Origin of the sequence: Deinococcus apachensis DSM 19763, from assembly GCF_000381345.1 — a bacterium.
GTDB lineage: Bacteria > Deinococcota > Deinococci > Deinococcales > Deinococcaceae > Deinococcus > Deinococcus apachensis.
Map to the genome: position 1 here is coordinate 7,501 of NZ_KB906426.1, position 14,680 is coordinate 22,180.

At 67.0% G+C, this 14,680-nt stretch carries 24 protein-coding genes (1 of these 24 cut by a window edge); 22 read left to right on the forward strand and 2 right to left on the reverse strand.

The annotated features are described in order from the left end of the window. The 18 genes from rplE to F784_RS0120910 form a co-directional block, all read left to right on the forward strand. Window positions 1-141 carry the final stretch of a 50S ribosomal protein L5 gene (gene rplE, locus F784_RS0120825; RefSeq protein ID WP_019588646.1) on the forward strand. 399 nt of this gene lie to the left of the window's left edge, so the window shows 141 of its 540 coding nt (coding positions 400-540); the start codon falls outside the window, past its left edge; its stop codon occupies window positions 139-141. 9 nt (window positions 142-150) lie between these two features. Next, on the forward strand, window positions 151-336 hold the full coding sequence (locus tag F784_RS0120830) for a type Z 30S ribosomal protein S14 (RefSeq protein WP_026332626.1): 186 nt from the start codon (window positions 151-153) through the stop codon (window positions 334-336). Window positions 337-507: 171 nt separating this feature from the next. After that, window positions 508-909 carry a 30S ribosomal protein S8 gene (gene rpsH, locus F784_RS0120835; RefSeq protein ID WP_019588648.1) on the forward strand — a complete coding sequence of 134 codons (402 nt, stop codon included), beginning with the start codon at window positions 508-510 and terminating at the stop codon, window positions 907-909. Between the two features lie 63 nt (window positions 910-972). Next, window positions 973-1,530 (forward strand): 50S ribosomal protein L6, encoded by a 558-nt coding sequence (gene rplF / locus F784_RS0120840; protein ID WP_019588649.1) that lies wholly within the window; start codon window positions 973-975, stop codon window positions 1,528-1,530. Continuing rightward, on the forward strand, window positions 1,530-1,868 hold the full coding sequence (gene rplR / locus F784_RS0120845; protein WP_019588650.1) for a 50S ribosomal protein L18: 339 nt from the start codon (window positions 1,530-1,532) through the stop codon (window positions 1,866-1,868). The genes rplF and rplR overlap by 1 nt, the downstream gene beginning before the upstream one ends. Beyond that, window positions 1,858-2,433 carry a 30S ribosomal protein S5 gene (gene rpsE / locus F784_RS0120850; protein WP_019588651.1) on the forward strand — a complete coding sequence of 192 codons (576 nt, stop codon included), beginning with the start codon at window positions 1,858-1,860 and terminating at the stop codon, window positions 2,431-2,433. The genes rplR and rpsE overlap by 11 nt, the downstream gene beginning before the upstream one ends. Window positions 2,434-2,444: 11 nt before the next feature. Further along, on the forward strand, window positions 2,445-2,612 hold the full coding sequence (rpmD, locus tag F784_RS0120855) for a 50S ribosomal protein L30 (protein WP_026332628.1): 168 nt from the start codon (window positions 2,445-2,447) through the stop codon (window positions 2,610-2,612). Beyond that, window positions 2,609-3,079 carry a 50S ribosomal protein L15 gene (gene rplO / locus F784_RS0120860; protein ID WP_019588653.1) on the forward strand — a complete coding sequence of 157 codons (471 nt, stop codon included), beginning with the start codon at window positions 2,609-2,611 and terminating at the stop codon, window positions 3,077-3,079. Before rpmD ends, rplO begins: the two co-directional genes overlap by 4 nt. Window position 3,080: 1 nt before the next feature. Beyond that, a complete protein-coding gene (gene secY / locus F784_RS0120865; RefSeq protein ID WP_019588654.1) occupies window positions 3,081-4,409 on the forward strand; it encodes a preprotein translocase subunit SecY in 1,329 nt (442 codons plus the stop codon). 152 nt (window positions 4,410-4,561) lie between these two features. Continuing rightward, window positions 4,562-5,155, forward strand: coding sequence for an adenylate kinase (locus F784_RS0120870; protein ID WP_019588655.1), 594 nt, complete (start codon window positions 4,562-4,564; stop codon window positions 5,153-5,155). Window positions 5,156-5,277: 122 nt separating this feature from the next. Beyond that, window positions 5,278-5,520 carry a translation initiation factor IF-1 gene (gene infA / locus F784_RS0120875; protein ID WP_019588656.1) on the forward strand — a complete coding sequence of 81 codons (243 nt, stop codon included), beginning with the start codon at window positions 5,278-5,280 and terminating at the stop codon, window positions 5,518-5,520. Window positions 5,521-5,629: 109 nt separating this feature from the next. Beyond that, complete coding sequence (gene rpmJ / locus F784_RS0120880; RefSeq protein ID WP_026332629.1) at window positions 5,630-5,743, forward strand: 50S ribosomal protein L36; 114 nt, start codon at window positions 5,630-5,632, stop codon at window positions 5,741-5,743. A 2-nt stretch (window positions 5,744-5,745) separates the two neighbouring features. Beyond that, window positions 5,746-6,126 (forward strand): 30S ribosomal protein S13, encoded by a 381-nt coding sequence (rpsM, locus tag F784_RS0120885; RefSeq protein WP_019588658.1) that lies wholly within the window; start codon window positions 5,746-5,748, stop codon window positions 6,124-6,126. Between the two features lie 3 nt (window positions 6,127-6,129). Beyond that, window positions 6,130-6,525: a 30S ribosomal protein S11 gene (gene rpsK / locus F784_RS0120890; RefSeq protein ID WP_019588659.1), complete on the forward strand. Its 396-nt coding sequence runs from the start codon at window positions 6,130-6,132 to the stop codon at window positions 6,523-6,525. 127 nt (window positions 6,526-6,652) lie between these two features. Next, complete coding sequence (rpsD, locus tag F784_RS0120895; RefSeq protein ID WP_019588660.1) at window positions 6,653-7,273, forward strand: 30S ribosomal protein S4; 621 nt, start codon at window positions 6,653-6,655, stop codon at window positions 7,271-7,273. Between the two features lie 11 nt (window positions 7,274-7,284). Beyond that, window positions 7,285-8,283, forward strand: coding sequence for a DNA-directed RNA polymerase subunit alpha (locus F784_RS0120900; protein WP_019588661.1), 999 nt, complete (start codon window positions 7,285-7,287; stop codon window positions 8,281-8,283). A 145-nt stretch (window positions 8,284-8,428) separates the two neighbouring features. Further along, window positions 8,429-8,779: a 50S ribosomal protein L17 gene (gene rplQ / locus F784_RS0120905; protein ID WP_019588662.1), complete on the forward strand. Its 351-nt coding sequence runs from the start codon at window positions 8,429-8,431 to the stop codon at window positions 8,777-8,779. A gap of 71 nt (window positions 8,780-8,850) precedes the next feature. Beyond that, entirely contained in the window at window positions 8,851-9,423 is a 573-nt protein-coding gene (locus F784_RS0120910; protein ID WP_019588663.1) for an RBBP9/YdeN family alpha/beta hydrolase, read from the forward strand. Between the two features lie 48 nt (window positions 9,424-9,471). Here F784_RS0120910 and trxA read toward each other — a convergent pair whose 3' ends face one another. Next, on the reverse strand, window positions 9,472-9,807 hold the full coding sequence (trxA, locus tag F784_RS0120915; protein ID WP_019588664.1) for a thioredoxin: 336 nt from the start codon (window positions 9,805-9,807) through the stop codon (window positions 9,472-9,474). Between the two features lie 94 nt (window positions 9,808-9,901). Here trxA and F784_RS0120920 point away from each other — a divergent pair, with 94 nt between their 5' ends. The 4 genes from F784_RS0120920 to F784_RS0120935 all read left to right on the forward strand — a co-directional run bounded on the left by F784_RS0120920 (window position 9,902) and on the right by F784_RS0120935 (window position 13,183). Further along, window positions 9,902-10,249, forward strand: a complete 348-nt coding sequence (locus F784_RS0120920; RefSeq protein WP_019588665.1) for a DUF309 domain-containing protein — start codon at window positions 9,902-9,904, stop codon at window positions 10,247-10,249. A gap of 82 nt (window positions 10,250-10,331) precedes the next feature. Next, the gene (locus F784_RS0120925; RefSeq protein WP_040383717.1) at window positions 10,332-10,913 is read left to right on the forward strand and encodes a LabA-like NYN domain-containing protein; all 582 of its coding nucleotides are present in this window, start codon (window positions 10,332-10,334) and stop codon (window positions 10,911-10,913) included. Continuing rightward, the gene (plsX, locus tag F784_RS0120930) at window positions 10,903-11,946 is read left to right on the forward strand and encodes a phosphate acyltransferase PlsX (RefSeq protein WP_019588667.1); all 1,044 of its coding nucleotides are present in this window, start codon (window positions 10,903-10,905) and stop codon (window positions 11,944-11,946) included. Before F784_RS0120925 ends, plsX begins: the two co-directional genes overlap by 11 nt. Window positions 11,947-11,995: 49 nt before the next feature. Then, complete coding sequence (locus F784_RS0120935) at window positions 11,996-13,183, forward strand: mechanosensitive ion channel family protein (RefSeq protein ID WP_019588668.1); 1,188 nt, start codon at window positions 11,996-11,998, stop codon at window positions 13,181-13,183. Window positions 13,184-13,236: 53 nt separating this feature from the next. Here the strand turns inward: F784_RS0120935 and ftsH are convergent. Next, a partial coding sequence (ftsH, locus tag F784_RS24140; RefSeq protein ID WP_019588669.1) for an ATP-dependent zinc metalloprotease FtsH occupies window positions 13,237-14,680 on the reverse strand: 1,444 nt, incomplete at its 5' end.

The following is a 14,680-nucleotide window of genomic DNA, read 5'->3' on the forward strand; positions in this document are numbered from 1 at the left end:
GAGCAACTGATCTTCCCGGAGATCACCTATGATATGGTCGACAAGGTCCGCGGCATGGACATCACCATCGTGACCACCGCGAAAACCGACGAGGAAGCCCGCGCGCTGCTCCAGGCGATGGGCCTTCCGTTCCGCAAGTAAGGACAGGTCATGGCGAATACCTCTAAAGTTGTGAAGGCGGCCCGCGGCAGCAAGTTTGCCGTGCAGAACTACAACCGTTGCAGCCGCTGTGGCCGTGCGCGCGGCTACTACCGCTTCTTCGGGATGTGCCGCATCTGCATCCGCGAGCTGGCCCACAAGGGCGAACTGCCCGGCGTGAAAAAGGCGAGCTGGTAAGACCCCTGCCGGATACGAACTGCCCCCTTTGGGCGGTGATCGTCCGGAGACTGGGAGCAGGACCCAACAGAAGAAGTGCCTGGAAGCAGGACCACTTTCTTTGGGAAGACTCGGGAGGCTGTCCAAGGACCGTCTCCCCCCCGCCCGGGGCCGAGTGCCCCCGGAGGCATCATGCTGAGTGATCCCATCGCCGACATGCTCACGCGCATCCGCAACGCGACGCGCACCCACAAGGAGAGCGTCGACATCCCGGCCTCCAAGTTCAAGGAGCAGCTCGCCCGGCTGCTGGTGCAGGAGGGCTACGTGGCCTCCGTCGAGCGCACCCGGCCGGAAGGCCAGAAGTTCGACGTGCTGCGCCTGACTCTGAAGTACGGCGCCAAGCGCGAGCAGGTCATCAAGCACATTGAGCGCATCAGCCGCCCCGGCCGCCGCGCGTACGTGAGCGCCGAGAATCTCCCCCGTATCCAGCGTGGCTTGGGCCTGGCGGTCGTCTCGACCTCCAAGGGCCTGTTGCCTGACCGCGAGGCCCGCAAGCAGGGCGTCGGCGGCGAAGTCATCTGCGTTCTCTGGTAACGCATCTAGACCTGACCTCGGAACCCCAGTGGTTCACGACTTAAGGAATGAAGGAGGACAGTCATGTCCCGCATCGGTAGGCAACCCATCGCCGTTCCCAGCGGCGTGACCGCGACCATCGCCAACGGCGTGTTCTCGGTCAAGGGGCCCAGGGGGGAACTCAGCGTTCCCTACAATCAGGCCCTGAACATCAGCAACGACAACGGGCAGATCCTCGTGACGCGCCCCAGCGACCGTCAGGAGCACCGCGCCCTGCACGGCCTGACCCGCACCCTCGTCGCCAACGCCGTGAAGGGCGTCAGCGACGGCTACACCATCAACCTCGAACTGCGCGGCGTGGGTTACCGTGCCCGCCTCGCCGGGCGCAACCTGGAGCTGACCATCGGCTTCAGCCACCCGGTCGTCATCGAGCCGCCCGCCGGGGTGACCTTTACGGTGCCCGAGCCCACCCGCATTGATGTGAGCGGCATTGACAAGCAGCTCGTCGGTCAGGTCGCCGCCAACGTCCGCAAGGTCCGCAAGCCCGACGCCTACCACGGCAAGGGTGTGCGCTTCGTCGGCGAGCAGATCAGCCTCAAGGCCGGTAAGGCTGGCGCCACGGGCGGGAAAGGGAAGAAGTAATGGCGACCCAGACTGCTATTCGCCGCAAGCTGCGCGCCCGCCGCAAGGTGCGCGTCGCCGCCGGGGAGCGCCCGCGCCTCAGCGTGTTCCGCTCCAGCAAGCACATCTACGCCCAGATCATCGACGACAGCTCCGGCACGACCCTCGCGGCGGCCAGCAGCAGCGCCGTCAAGACGGGCACGAAGACCGACACCGCTGCCGCGGTCGGCCGGGCCCTGGCCGAGGCTGCCGCCGCCAAGGGTGTGACGCAGGTCGTATTCGACCGCGGCCAGTACAAGTACCACGGCCGGATCAAAGCGCTCGCGGACGCGGCGCGGGAGGGTGGCCTTGACTTTTAACCGTCGGAATGACCGCGAGCGCGAGACCAGCGAGTTCGAAGAGAAGATGCTGTTCGTCAACCGCACGTCCAAGACCTATCAGGGTGGTCGCCGTTTCCGCTTCGCCGCGCTCGTGATCCTGGGGGACCGCAACGGTCGCGTGGGCATGGGCATCGGCAAGGCGAAGGAAGTGCCGGTCGCGATTGAAAAGGCCAAGGCCATCGCGCGCAAGAACATGATCACCGTGCCCGTCGAGAACGGCACGATTCCCCACGACATCGTCGGCGAGAACAGCACCAGCCGCGTGCTGCTCAAGCCCGCGGGCCCCGGCACGGGCGTGATCGCTGGGACGGTGCCCCGTTCCATCGCCGAGCTGGCGGGCATCACCAACATGCTCTCCAAGGAACTCGGCAGCCGCAACAAGGTCAACGTGGCCTACGCAGTGTTTGACGGCCTGAAGAACCTTCGGACCGCCAAGCAGGTGCGCGCGATGCGCGGCATCGACGTTCAGCCCCGCGTGGCTGGCCCGGCCGCCAACTCCGCCACCACCGAGGCCGGTGCGGCCCAGGCGGGAGGTGCCCAGTGACCTCCTCGACCGTGAAGGTGACCCTGCGGCGCAGCGTGATCGGCCGTCCCAAGAACCAGGTCGAGACTGTGAAGGCGCTGGGTCTGCGGAAGATCGGCGACAGCCGTGAATTGGCGGATACCCCCAGCGTTCGCGGCATGATCAAGACCGTCCAGCATCTGGTGGAGGTGGAAGCGTGAAGCTTCACGAACTGACCCCCGCGCCCGGCAGCCGCAAGAACCGCAAGCGCGTGGGCCGTGGCCCCGGCGGCACCGACAAGACCGCTGGCCGCGGGCACAAAGGCCAGAAGTCGCGCAGCGGCGCGGGCAAGGGCCAATTCTTTGAGGGTGGCCGCAGCACGCTGATCAGCCGCCTGCCCAAGCGCGGCTTCAACAACGTCGGCACGACCTACGAGGTCGTCAACCTCTCGCAGCTCGCCGCTGTCGAGGGCGACACGCTGGACCGCGCCGCGCTGGAACTCGCGGGCCTGGTGCGCCGCAAGAACCGCCCGGTCAAGCTCCTCGCCCGGGGCGAGGTGACCCGCGCCGTCACGGTTCACGTGGACGCGGCCAGCCAGGCGGCCATTCAGGCCGTGGAAGCAGCGGGTGGCCGGGTCGTGATCACCGCGGCGGGCACGGACGCCGAACAGACCGAGCAGGCGGGCTAACATGCTCCGCGCCTTCCGCGACGCGTTCCGCATCCCGGACCTTCGGCGGAAGATTGTCTTCACCCTGCTGCTCCTCGCCGTGTTCCGTCTCGGAAGCACCATTCCGACGCCCGGCGTGAACACAGGAGCTCTCGAACAGGCCACCTCGGGTGGCCTTTTCGGGTTGATCAGCCTGATCTCGGGTGGCAATCTTTCGCAGTTCTCGATCTTCGCGCTCGGCGTGCTGCCGTACATCACGGCGAGCATCGTGATCCAGCTTCTCACCACGACCATCCCCTCGCTCGAAAAGCTCAGCAAGGAGGGCGAGGAGGGGCGCAAGAAGATCAACCAGTACACCCGCTACGCGGCCATCGGCCTCGGCGCGGCGCAGGCGCTCTTCTTCTCGCTGTACATCACCAACAACCCGTCGTTCATCGCGGTGGGCTGGGACCCCGGCCTCTTTACCGTTCTGGTAATGGTGCTGACGCAGGTGGCGGGCATCGCCTTCACCATGTGGATTGGGGAGCGCATCACCGAGGTGGGCGTTGGCAATGGCATCAGCCTGATCATCACGGCGGGCATTATCGCCCGGTACCCGCATGAGGTCAGCGCGACGGCGCAACTCTTCCGCACAAATCCCGACCAGTCGATCCTGGGTCTCGCCTTCTTCATCCTGGTGATCCTGGCGACCATCGCGGGCATCGTGTACGTGTACCAGGGCGAGCGCCGGGTGCCCGTGACGTATGCGCGAGCTCGCGGTGGGGCCCCAACGGGTGCGGCCCGCAACCTGGGCGGGCAGGCGACCTGGCTCCCCATCAAGGTGAACCAGGCGGGCGTGATCCCGGTGATCTTCGCCTCGGCCATGCTGATCATCCCCAACCTGATCGCCAGCGCGACGACTACACGGGCTCCTGGGGTCAACGCCTTCATCCAGACGCACCTGACGCCTGGCAGCCCCTGGTACATCGCGCTGGAAGGCCTGCTGATCTTCGGGTTTACGTACCTTTACAACAGTGTGCAGTTCGACCCCAGGCGCATCAGCGAGCAACTGCGCGAGGCGGGCGGCTTTATCCCGGGCGTTCGTCCGGGCGCGCCCACCGCCGAGTACCTGGGTGGGATCAGCAGCCGCCTGAGCCTCTGGGGCGCGATCTTCCTGGTCGTCCTGACGGTGATCCCCCAGGTCGTTCAGCGGGCGACGGGCATCTCCACCTTCCAGTTCAGCGGCACCGGCCTGCTGATCATCGTGGGTGTGGCGCTCGAAACCCTCAAACAGCTTGAGGCGCAGCTCACCGTGCGCCGCTACGACGGCTTCATCAGCAAGGGCCGTATTCGCGGTCGCCTGAACAGCTAACACGCCTTCTCCCCAAGCCGCTCACCCCTGTGGTGGGCGGTTTTTGCTGTCCCTCCCGAATTCCGCCGTCACCCCAGGGGGAACAGGGCTGGGCAGGACGGTCCCCACCGGGCTGCCCTGGCCCTATGCTGTACATCCAAACAGGAGGAGCGATGACTCAACCCAGAAACAAGGTCGTAATTTTCCTCGGCCCGCCCGGCGCGGGCAAGGGAACGCAGGCCGAACGCCTCGCCCGCGAGCAGGGCCTGACCAAGATCAGCACCGGCGAAATCCTGCGCGACCATGTCTCCCGCGGCACCGAACTCGGGCGGCAGGTCCAACCCATCCTTGACGCCGGACAGCTCGTGCCTGACGACATCCTGATCGCGCTGATCCGTGACCGTCTGGCCGGGATGGAGCCGGTGCGGGTGATTTTCGACGGCTTCCCCCGCACCTGCGCCCAGGCCGAGGCCCTCGACATGCTGCTGGAGGAGCTGGGCGCGCCCGTGACCGCCGTGCCGTTGCTGGAGGTGCCCGACGAACTCCTGATCGAGCGCATCGTGGAGCGGGGGCGGCAGGCAGCGGCGCGCGGTGAACCCGTCCGCAGCGACGACACCGAAGAGGTCGCGCGCAAGCGCCAGCAGGTCTACCGCGAGCAGACCCAGCCCCTGATCGACTATTACGGGGCGCGCAGCCACCTACGCCATGTGGACGGCGTGGGCTCGCTGGACGAGGTGTACGGGCGCATCATGCAGACCATGCGCTGAGCGCCCAAGCCTTGAGGAGCGGACGGAAGTGTGTTCCCGCTCCTCTTGCCGTTTACCAGGGCTCCGTGCTAACTTCCCCTTTGGCTTGTATCAAGCCTGGAGGTTGCGTGGCGAGACGAAAGATGCCGGAACAGCGGGAAAAGCGCAAGAAGGAAGAGTCCGATACCGTGCGGGCCGAGGGCGTGGTCGAAGAGGCGCTGCCGAACACCACGTTCCGTGTGAAGCTGGACACCGGGCACGACATTCTGGCGTACATCAGCGGCAAGATGAGGATTCACTACATCCGCATCCTGCCCGGGGACCGCGTGGTTCTGGAAATCAGCCCGTACGACACTTCGCGCGGGCGCATCGTCTACCGCAAGTAAATCACCGGGCGCAGGTACCCAACAGATTCCCCGCGGGCGCGGGGGGTCGAGCGCTGCCGGGCGCTCCGCCATGATGGGCGGCAGACGTGAGGCGGCGCGAGGAGGAAGCATGAAAGTTCGCAGCAGTGTCAAGAGGATGTGCGACAACTGCAAGGTGATTCGCCGCCATGGGCGCGTGATCGTCATCTGCACCAACGTCAAGCACAAGCAGAGGCAGGGCTAAGCATGGCACGTATTGCCGGTGTTGACCTTCCGCGCGAGAAGCGCGTCGAGATCGCCCTGACCTACATCTACGGGATCGGCCTGACCCGCTCCAAGGAGGTGCTGGCGCGCACGGGTGTGAACCCCGACACGCGCGTCAAGAACCTCTCCGAAGCCGAGCAGTCCACCCTGCGCGAGGCCATCGAGCGGACCTACCGCGTCGAGGGCGACCTCCGCAGCGAGGTGGGCCAGAACATCAAGCGCCTGATGGACATCGGTGCTTACCGTGGCCTGCGCCACCGCCGCGGCCTGCCGGTGCGCGGCCAGCGCACGAAGACGAACGCCCGCACCCGCAAGGGGCCGCGCAAGACCGTCGCTGGCAAGAAGAAAGCGACGAGGAAGTAAGCCATGGCGAAACCCACCAAAGGCAAGGCCCCGCGCCGCGCCCGGCGCAACATCAGCGCGGGCCGCGCGTACGTGAGCGCGAGCTACAACAACACCATCGTGACGATCACCGACCTCGACGGTAACTCCGTCGCGTGGTCGAGCGGCGGCACCATCGGGTACAAGGGCAGCAAGAAGGGCACCCCCTACGCCGCCCAGCTCGCCGCCGCCGACGCCGTGAAGAAGGCGCAGCAGACCTTCGGCATGAACGTCGTGGACGTGATCGTGCGTGGCACCGGCTCGGGCCGCGAGCAGGCGATCCGCGCCATCCAGGCCTCGGGCATCGAAGTGAAGTCCATCATGGACGACAGCCCCGTGCCCCACAACGGCTGCCGCCCCAAGAAGAAGTTCCGCGCCTAAAGCGCATGCGCGCGCCCACCTGTCCCGCCTCCGCTTGAGCCGCACCACCGGCGAGGAGGCGGGCACCAGAGGGCCGCAGACCCGGTGACGTGCCCCCGTCGGCACGCACCGCAAGGAGAGTCAACACATGGGTCGTTTCCGTGGTTCCATCACCAAGCTCAGCCGCCGCGAGGGCATCAACCTGGCGGAGACTGAGAAAGTCCAGAAGTATCTCGACAAGCGCCCCTACGCGCCCGGCCAGCACGGCCAGCGCCGCGGCCGCGGCCGTCCCAGCGACTACAGCGTGCGTCTGCGCGAGAAGCAGAAGCTCGCCCGCCTGTACGGCATGAACGAGAAGCAGTTCCGCAACCTCTTTGAAGAAGCGGCGAACGTGCCCGGCGTGACCGGCACGGTGTTCCTGCAACTGCTGGAGCGCCGCCTCGACAACGTCGTGTTCCGCATGGGCTTCGCCAGCACCCGTCGTCAGGCCCGGCAGTTCGTCGGCCACGGGCATGTGCTGGTGAACGGCAAGAAGGTGGACATCCCCTCGTACCGCGTGAAGATCGGCGACGAGATCACGGTCGCCGAGAAGAGCCGCCAGATGGGCTTTATCCAGGAGAACATGGAGGCCCAGAAGCGCCGCCGTACCAGCCCCTGGATCGAACTCAACCCCGACACCTTCAGCGGCACGTTCGTGCGTCTGCCCGCGCGCGAGGACCTGGCGCTGCCGATCAACGAGAACTTCATCATCGAGTACTACTCGCGTTAACGGAGGCCCCAGTGGACCAAAAGCGCCCCCAGCTCAAGGCCCGTGTGGACGGCGATTACGGCGAGTTCGTGCTCGAACCGCTCACGCGCGGCTACGGCGTCACCATCGGGAATCCTATCCGGCGCATCCTGATGTCCTCGATTCCCGGCACCGCCGTGACGAGTGTGTACATTGAGGACGTCCTCCACGAGTTCTCCACCATCCCCGGCGTCAAGGAAGACGTCATCCGGCTGATCCTGAACCTCAAGGAACTCGTCGTGAAGTTCCACGCCCCCGGCCCCAAGACCCTGACCCTGCGTGCCCAGGGCGAGGGCGTGGTGCGGGCGAGCGCCTTCGAGGTGCCCTCGGATGCCGAGATCGTCAACCCCGACCTCGTCATCGCCACGCTCGCCGAGGACGGCAAGCTGGTGATGGAGGTGCGCGTCGAGGAGGGCGAGGGGTACGTCCCCGCCGACAAGCACGCGACCAAGGACCGCATCAATTCGATCCCGGTGGACGCTGTGTTCTCGCCGGTGCGCCGGGTGGCCTACCACGTGGAGAACACCCGCGTGGGCCAGCAGACCGACCTGGACCGCCTGATCCTGCGCGTCTGGACGGACGGCAGCATCGGCCCGCAGGAGACGCTCGACAAGGCCGTCGAGATCCTGCGCGACGAGCTGACCGTGTTCGGGAACGTGGAGACGCTGCCCATCGCCGCGCCCGAGGTGCAGCAGCCGGTGTACACGCCCGCCGCCTCCATCGCCAGCGGGTACGACCTGCCGCGCCAGCCCGAACTCAGCATCAACCCCCAGCCGTACCCCGCCGACCTCGATACGCCGCGCGTGACTCTGGAAGGCCTGGGCCTGACCACCCGCGTGCTGCACTCCCTCAAGGAGGAAGGCATCGACTCGGTGGACGCCCTGTGCGCCCTCTCCGACCGTGACCTGAAGAAGGTCCCCGGCATCGGCGAGCGCAGCCTAGACGAGATCAAGCAGCAGCTCGCCCAGTTCGGCCTGGCCCTGAGAGACTGAGCCGCCAAAACGTTGTCATGCTGAGCGGAGGGAGCATCTCCCGCCAGCCGGGGGTGAGACCTTTCACTCCGTTCAGGGTGACCGCGTGTGATCGTTACGACTTCCCCGGCGGCTCATCTCCGCCTGACCCCCAAGGAGACTTCCCATGCGTCACGGCAAAGCCGGTCGCAAGCTCAACCGCAACAGCAGCGCCCGCGTCGCCCTGGCCCGTGCCCAGGCGACCGCGCTGCTGCGTGAGGGCCGCATCCAGACGACCCTCACGAAGGCCAAGGAGCTGCGCCCCTACGTTGAGAAGCTGATCACCACCGCCAAGGGCGGCGATCTGCACGCCCGCCGCCTCGTCGCCCGCGACATCCACGACAACGACGTGGTCCGCAAGGTGATGGACGAGGTCGCCCCCCGCTACGCCGAGCGCCAGGGCGGCTACACCCGCATTCTGCGCATCGGCACCCGCCGCGGCGACGGCGTCACCATGGCGCTGATCGAACTCGTCTGATCGGACATATGAACTTAAGCCCCGCCTCGGCGGGGTTTTTTCTTGTTCCCCGGGAACTGGTAGCCTGACCCATGACCCCCACTCTCGTGATCGTTCCCGGCCTGGGCGACAGTGGCCCGGACCACTGGCAGACGCTGTGGGAACAGAAGTTCGGCGCCGCCCGCGTGCGGCAGGATGACCCGGAGGCGCCCAAGCCGGAAGCCTGGGCCGCCCGCCTTCAGGAAGTCATCGAGGCGACGCCCGGCGACCTCGTGCTTGTCGGACATTCGGCTGGGGTGCTCACCATCGTCCACTGGGCGCGGATGTACGGGGGCAATAAGCGGGTGAGGGGGGCGTTGCTCGTCAGCCCAACCGATGCCGAGCAATTCGACATGGCGAGCCTGGCTCCCGCCGTCCTCCCACTCGCTCCCGTGCCGCTCGCCCCGCTCCCCTTCCCGGCCCTGGTCGTCGCCAGCGAGAACGATCCCTACGTGAGCTTTGAACGGGCGCAGATCTTTGCGGAGGCCTGGGGGGCCGAGTTCATCACGGCGGGTGAGGCTGGGCATATCAACACAGAGAGCGGGCACGGCGACTGGGAGGAGGGGGAGGTGCTGCTCTCCGAGGTGCTGCACGCCTGGACGCCGCCGGAGATCACGCGCTTCTGACAGCAGAAAGGCCGCCCGGGGAGGGGCGGCTCTTTCGTTGCGGGAGGCTCAGTTGGTGGCAGCAGGCGTGGGAGCGTACTTGTCGAGTAGCGCCTCGAAGGCCCGCTTGGGCTGGGCGCCGACCATACCCTCGACGGGCTGGCCGTCCTTGAAAAGGATCATGGTGGGGATGCTCATCACGCGGAACTGGCCGGAGATCGCGGGGTTGTCGTCCACGTTGAGCTTGGCGACCTTGACGCGGCCCTCGTACTGCCCGGCAAGTTCCTCGATGACGGGCGCGATGATGCGGCAGGGTCCGCACCAGGGAGCCCAGAAATCCACCAGCGTGAGGCCCTGGGCCGTCTCGCTCTGGAAGTTGCTGTCGGTGAGTTCTACAGGCTTCATGAATGCAGTCTACCCCCAGAGAATGGGGGAGGATAGGGACGAGATGGACAGAGGCTAACGCGCCTTTCATCGCGCGGAAGGGTAGCCTGCGGGCATGGCGGGGGAGCTGCGGGAGGAACTGCGGGAGGGGGCCAGGCTCTTCGCCGCGGGCGAGTGGTGGGAGGCGCACGAGGCCTGGGAGGAACCGTGGCGGGCAGCAAGTGGCGACGAGCGGCACTTCATCCAGGCGCTGATCCTGCTCGCCGCCGCGCTGCACAAACGCTGGCACCACGGCAGCCTGACCCACCGCAACTACCACAAGGCGGAGGCGTATCTGGACCGCCTGCCCCCCGAGTACGGCGGCCTGGACCTCGACCGGCTGCGGGCCGAAGTCTGGGCCGCACTGCACGATCCCGCCCGGCGGCCCCGGCTCCTGATAGGCGATGAAGAGGGGGTGGATTGAGGGCCCTGCCCGGACCCCCGTATCCTGTAGGTGTCCGCCGGTCATCAAAGGAAGTCCGGCGTACGAAAGGTCAGGACAGATGATGGAACGAATCGCACTCTTTATTGACGGGGCCAACGTGTACGCGGCGGCCAAGCGGCTGGGCTGGAATTTCGACCACCGCAAGATTCTGGAGCACTTCCGGGGGGGCGGCACCCTGCACAATGCCTTTTACTACACCGCCGTGCCCATGCCGATGGACGACAAGCAGAAGCGCTTTATCGACGCACTGACGTACATGGGGTACACGGTCCGCACCCGGCCCCTGCGCGAGAGCACCGACGAGCACGGCGACACCCACCGCCGCGCCAGCCTCGACATTGAGATCGTGACCGACCTGCTGACGACCGAGGACCGTTACGACACCGCCGTGCTGCTGACGGGTGACGGCGACTTCGAGCGCCCGGTCGAGGTGCTGCGGGCGCGCGGGAAGCGGGTGATCGTGGCGAGCATCCCCGAGATGACGAGTTACGAACTGCGAAACGCCGCCGACGAGTACGTGGATCTGGGCGCCATCCGCGAGCAGGTCGAGCGGCCCGGCTACCGCCTGCCCAGTGAGCAGCGCGGGGCGGACAGCCGCCCGTTCTACGTAACCGCCCCCCTCACGGACAGCGATGAACGCTGAGGGACCCGCCCCAGCGACCCCCGACACCACCCTGCCCATCGCCCTCGACGCGGTCGGCGGGGACCACGGGGCTGCTCCGAACGTGGAGGGCGCGGTGCAGGCAGCCCGCGCCGGGGTGCCCGTGCTGCTCGTCGGGCCGCGGGTAGCCCTGCACGCCGAACTCGGCAAGCACGCTGGGAGCGCCAGCCTGCCCCTGCGGGTGGTCGACGCCCCCGACGTGATCGGGATGGACGAACACGCCAGCGACGTCCGCAGCCGCACAGGGGCCAGCATCAACGTCTGCACCCGCCTGGTGAAGGAGGGCAAGGCCGCCGCCGCCGTCAGCATGGGCCACAGCGGCGCCACGATGGCCTCGGCACTCCTCACCCTGGGGAGACTCAGGGGGGTGGACCGGCCCGCGATCCTCACGCACCTGCCCAGTAAGAAGGGCTTCGTGACCCTGCTCGATGTGGGCGCAAACGCGGACGTGAAGCCGGGGTACCTCGCCCAGTGGGCCAGGCTCGCCACCGTCTATCTGCGGGTGGTGGAGGACAAGGCGGACCCCACGGTCGGCCTGCTCTCCATCGGCGAGGAGGACCACAAGGGGAGCCAGCTCGTGCTGGAGGCGCACGCCCTGCTGCGGGAGCTGAACGGGAAGGGCATTCACTTCCACGGCAACGTCGAGGGCCGCGACATCTTTCAGGGCACCACCGACATCGTGGTGACCGACGGCTTTACCGGCAACGTGGTCCTCAAGCTGGCGGAGGGCGAGGCGAAGGTGTTGTTCGGCTGGGTGCGCGACGCGCTGAGCGGCAATCTGAGGACCAAGCTGGGCGGCCTCCTTGTGAGGGGGGCATTGCGTGGGCTCGCCGAGCGGATGGACCCCAGCACCTACGGGGCCAGCATCCTGCTGGGGGTGCGCGGCCTGGCCTTCATCGGCCACGGGAGCGCCGATGCCCGGGCGGTTAAGAACGCCCTGCTGCGGGCGTCGCGTGCCCACGAGGCGGGGCTGATCGAGCGGCTGGAAGGGGCTTTGGCACCGCAGGCCGGGTAAGGTCCATACCTTTCTCGCCTTCCTCACCTCCTCATGAGAGGCTGGGGGGATGCTGGATGGACTGATCTTTCAACTGCAAAAACCCCAGGTCTGGCTGGGCCTGGGGCTGACGCTGCTCGTCGCTTACGCCCTGTACCGTTTCGGGCGCGTGGTGCTGCGGGTGCTGGAACCGTATGTCCGCCGCCCCCTGCTGACGGGCCTGAAGTGGCTGTGGCTGCTGACGGTCGCCGTCTCCTGGCTGGCGGTCGCCACTCACGTCGTCTACCTGCCGGACGTGCCCGTGCTGTTCGACCTGGGGCAGGACATCGTGCAGGGCTTTCGCAACAGCGCGGGACAGGTCCTGGTCATCCTGGCCCTCGCGCTCATCGCCTGGAACCTGATCGGGGCGCTGAGCGGCCGGATCGTGGCCGAGGAGGAGTTCAACCGCCGCAGCGTGCGGGTGCAGACCCTCAAGGGCGTGGTGGAAAGCACTCTCAAGGCCGTCGTGGTGATCATCAGCCTGATCGCGGGTCTTCAGGCGCTGGGGGTGGATGCCTCCAGCCTCCTCGCGGGTGTGTCGGTCTTCGGCCTGGCAGTGGGCTTCGGCGCCCAGAGCCTGATCAAGGACGTGTTCACCGGCTTTTTCATCCTGCTGGAGGACCAGTACGGGGTTGGGGACGTGATCACCATCAACAATGGGGGCCTGAGCGGTGGGGTGGAGCGCCTCAACCTGCGGGTGACGGCCCTGCGGGCGCTGGATGGCACCCTCCACATCATCCCCAACGGGCAGATTCAGACCGTCAGCGTGAGCAGCAAGGACTGGTCGCGGGTGGTCGCCGAGGTGGCCGTGACCTACGCCGCCAACATCAACGAGGCGTTGCGGGTGCTGGAGGCCGTGAGCAAGGAACTCTACGCCGATCCGGAATGGTCCCATTACTTTCTGGAGGAACCCGAGATGCAGGGCGTGACTCAGCTCGCCCCGGACGGCGTGACCCTGCGCTCACTCTTCAAGGTGCAGCCCAAGAGCCAGTACGCCATCGGGCGCGAGTTCAACCGCCGCATCAAGATCGCCATGGACCAGGCCGGGATCGAGATTCCCTTCCCCCAGCGCACGATCACCCTGGGCGGTGCCCCCATCGAGATCAAGCTTACCCGCGAGGAGCTGGAGGGCCGCGACTCTCGCCGGGATCAGGACCGGACCCATGCCCCCGTCAGGACGGGCACCACGCGCGACCCGGAGGAGGAATTGCAGCCGTGAGGGGCAAAAGGGAAGGGGGCGTGGATGCCACTGGTCCACGCCCCCCTTGAGCTTTATGCGGGCAGGGGTGTGAGCCCTCCGCTCCCGGTCGGGGACGGCCCGTCCAGCGTGCCCCCCGCGAGCAGGGTGGCGAACTCCTCGCCGCTGAGGGTCTCGCGGCGCATCAGCACCCGCACGATCTCGTGGACGGCGGGGAGATGTTCCCTCACCAGATCCAGGGCGCGGGTGTAGGCGGCGTCGATCAGGGCACGGACCTCCTCGTCCACAGCGAAGGCGGTCGCCTCGCTCATGGGGAGGGGCTGGGGGCCGCCGCCCAGGAAGTTCCCCTCGTCGGTGGCGAGGGCAACCTTGCCGATGCGCGGCGACATACCCCACTCAGTGACCATCCGCCGCGCCAGGTTCGTCGCCTGCTGGAAGTCGTTCTGGGCGCCGGTCGTCACCTCACCGTACACGACCTCCTCGGCGGCGCGGCCCGCGAGCGCCACGGCGATCATGTCCTCCAGCGCCGGGCGGGTGACATGCAGGCGGTCGTCGGCGTCGGGCATCATGAACCCCGCCGCCCGGCCACGTGGCACCACGGTGAGTTTTGCCACCCGGTGGGCGTGGGGGAGGAGTTGAGCGGCGAGGGCATGGCCGACCTCGTGGTAGGCGGTGACCTTGCGGTCGGCTTCGCGGACCACCAGGCTGCGCCGTTCCGGTCCCATCAACACCCGGTCGCGCGCCTCCTCCACATCCCGCATCACGATCCGCACCCGCCCCGCCCGTGCTGCTCCCAGCGCCGCCTCATTCAGCAGATTCTCCAGGTCCGCACCGACCATCCCCGCCGTTCTTCTGGCAATGATGCCCAGATCAACGGAAGGATCGAGCGGTTTCTTGCGGGCATGAATGCGCAGGATCATTTCTCTGCCCCGCACATCCGGCGCGTCCACCACCACTTGACGGTCGAACCGTCCGGGACGCAGCAAAGCTGCGTCCAACACATCGGGTCGATTGGTGGCGGCCAGGATGATCACTTCCTGCCCGCTGCCAAACCCATCCATCTCCACCAGCAGTTGGTTGAGGGTCTGTTCGCGTTCGTCGTTGCCGCCTTGCAGATTCACCCCACGCTTGCGGCCCACCGCATCGATCTCGTCGATGAAGACGATGCAGGGCGCGCTCTTGCGCGCCTGCTCGAACAGGTCCCGCACCCGCGCCGCGCCCACCCCCACGAACATCTCCACAAAGTCACTGCCACTGATGGAGAAGTAGGGCACTTTGGCCTCTCCGGCCACCGCCTTGGCGAGCAAGGTCTTGCCACTGCCGGGAGGGCCGACCAGTAAGACACCGTGGGGGATGCGGGCACCGAGTTGGTGGTAGCGCTCGGGGTGACGCAGGAAGTCCACCACTTCTTGCAGGTCCTGCTTGGCCTCGTCACACCCCGCCACGTCCTGAAAGGTCAGCTTCACCTGCCCTTCGGCGATCACCGCCGCTTTCGACTTCCCGAAATTACTGGCGGCA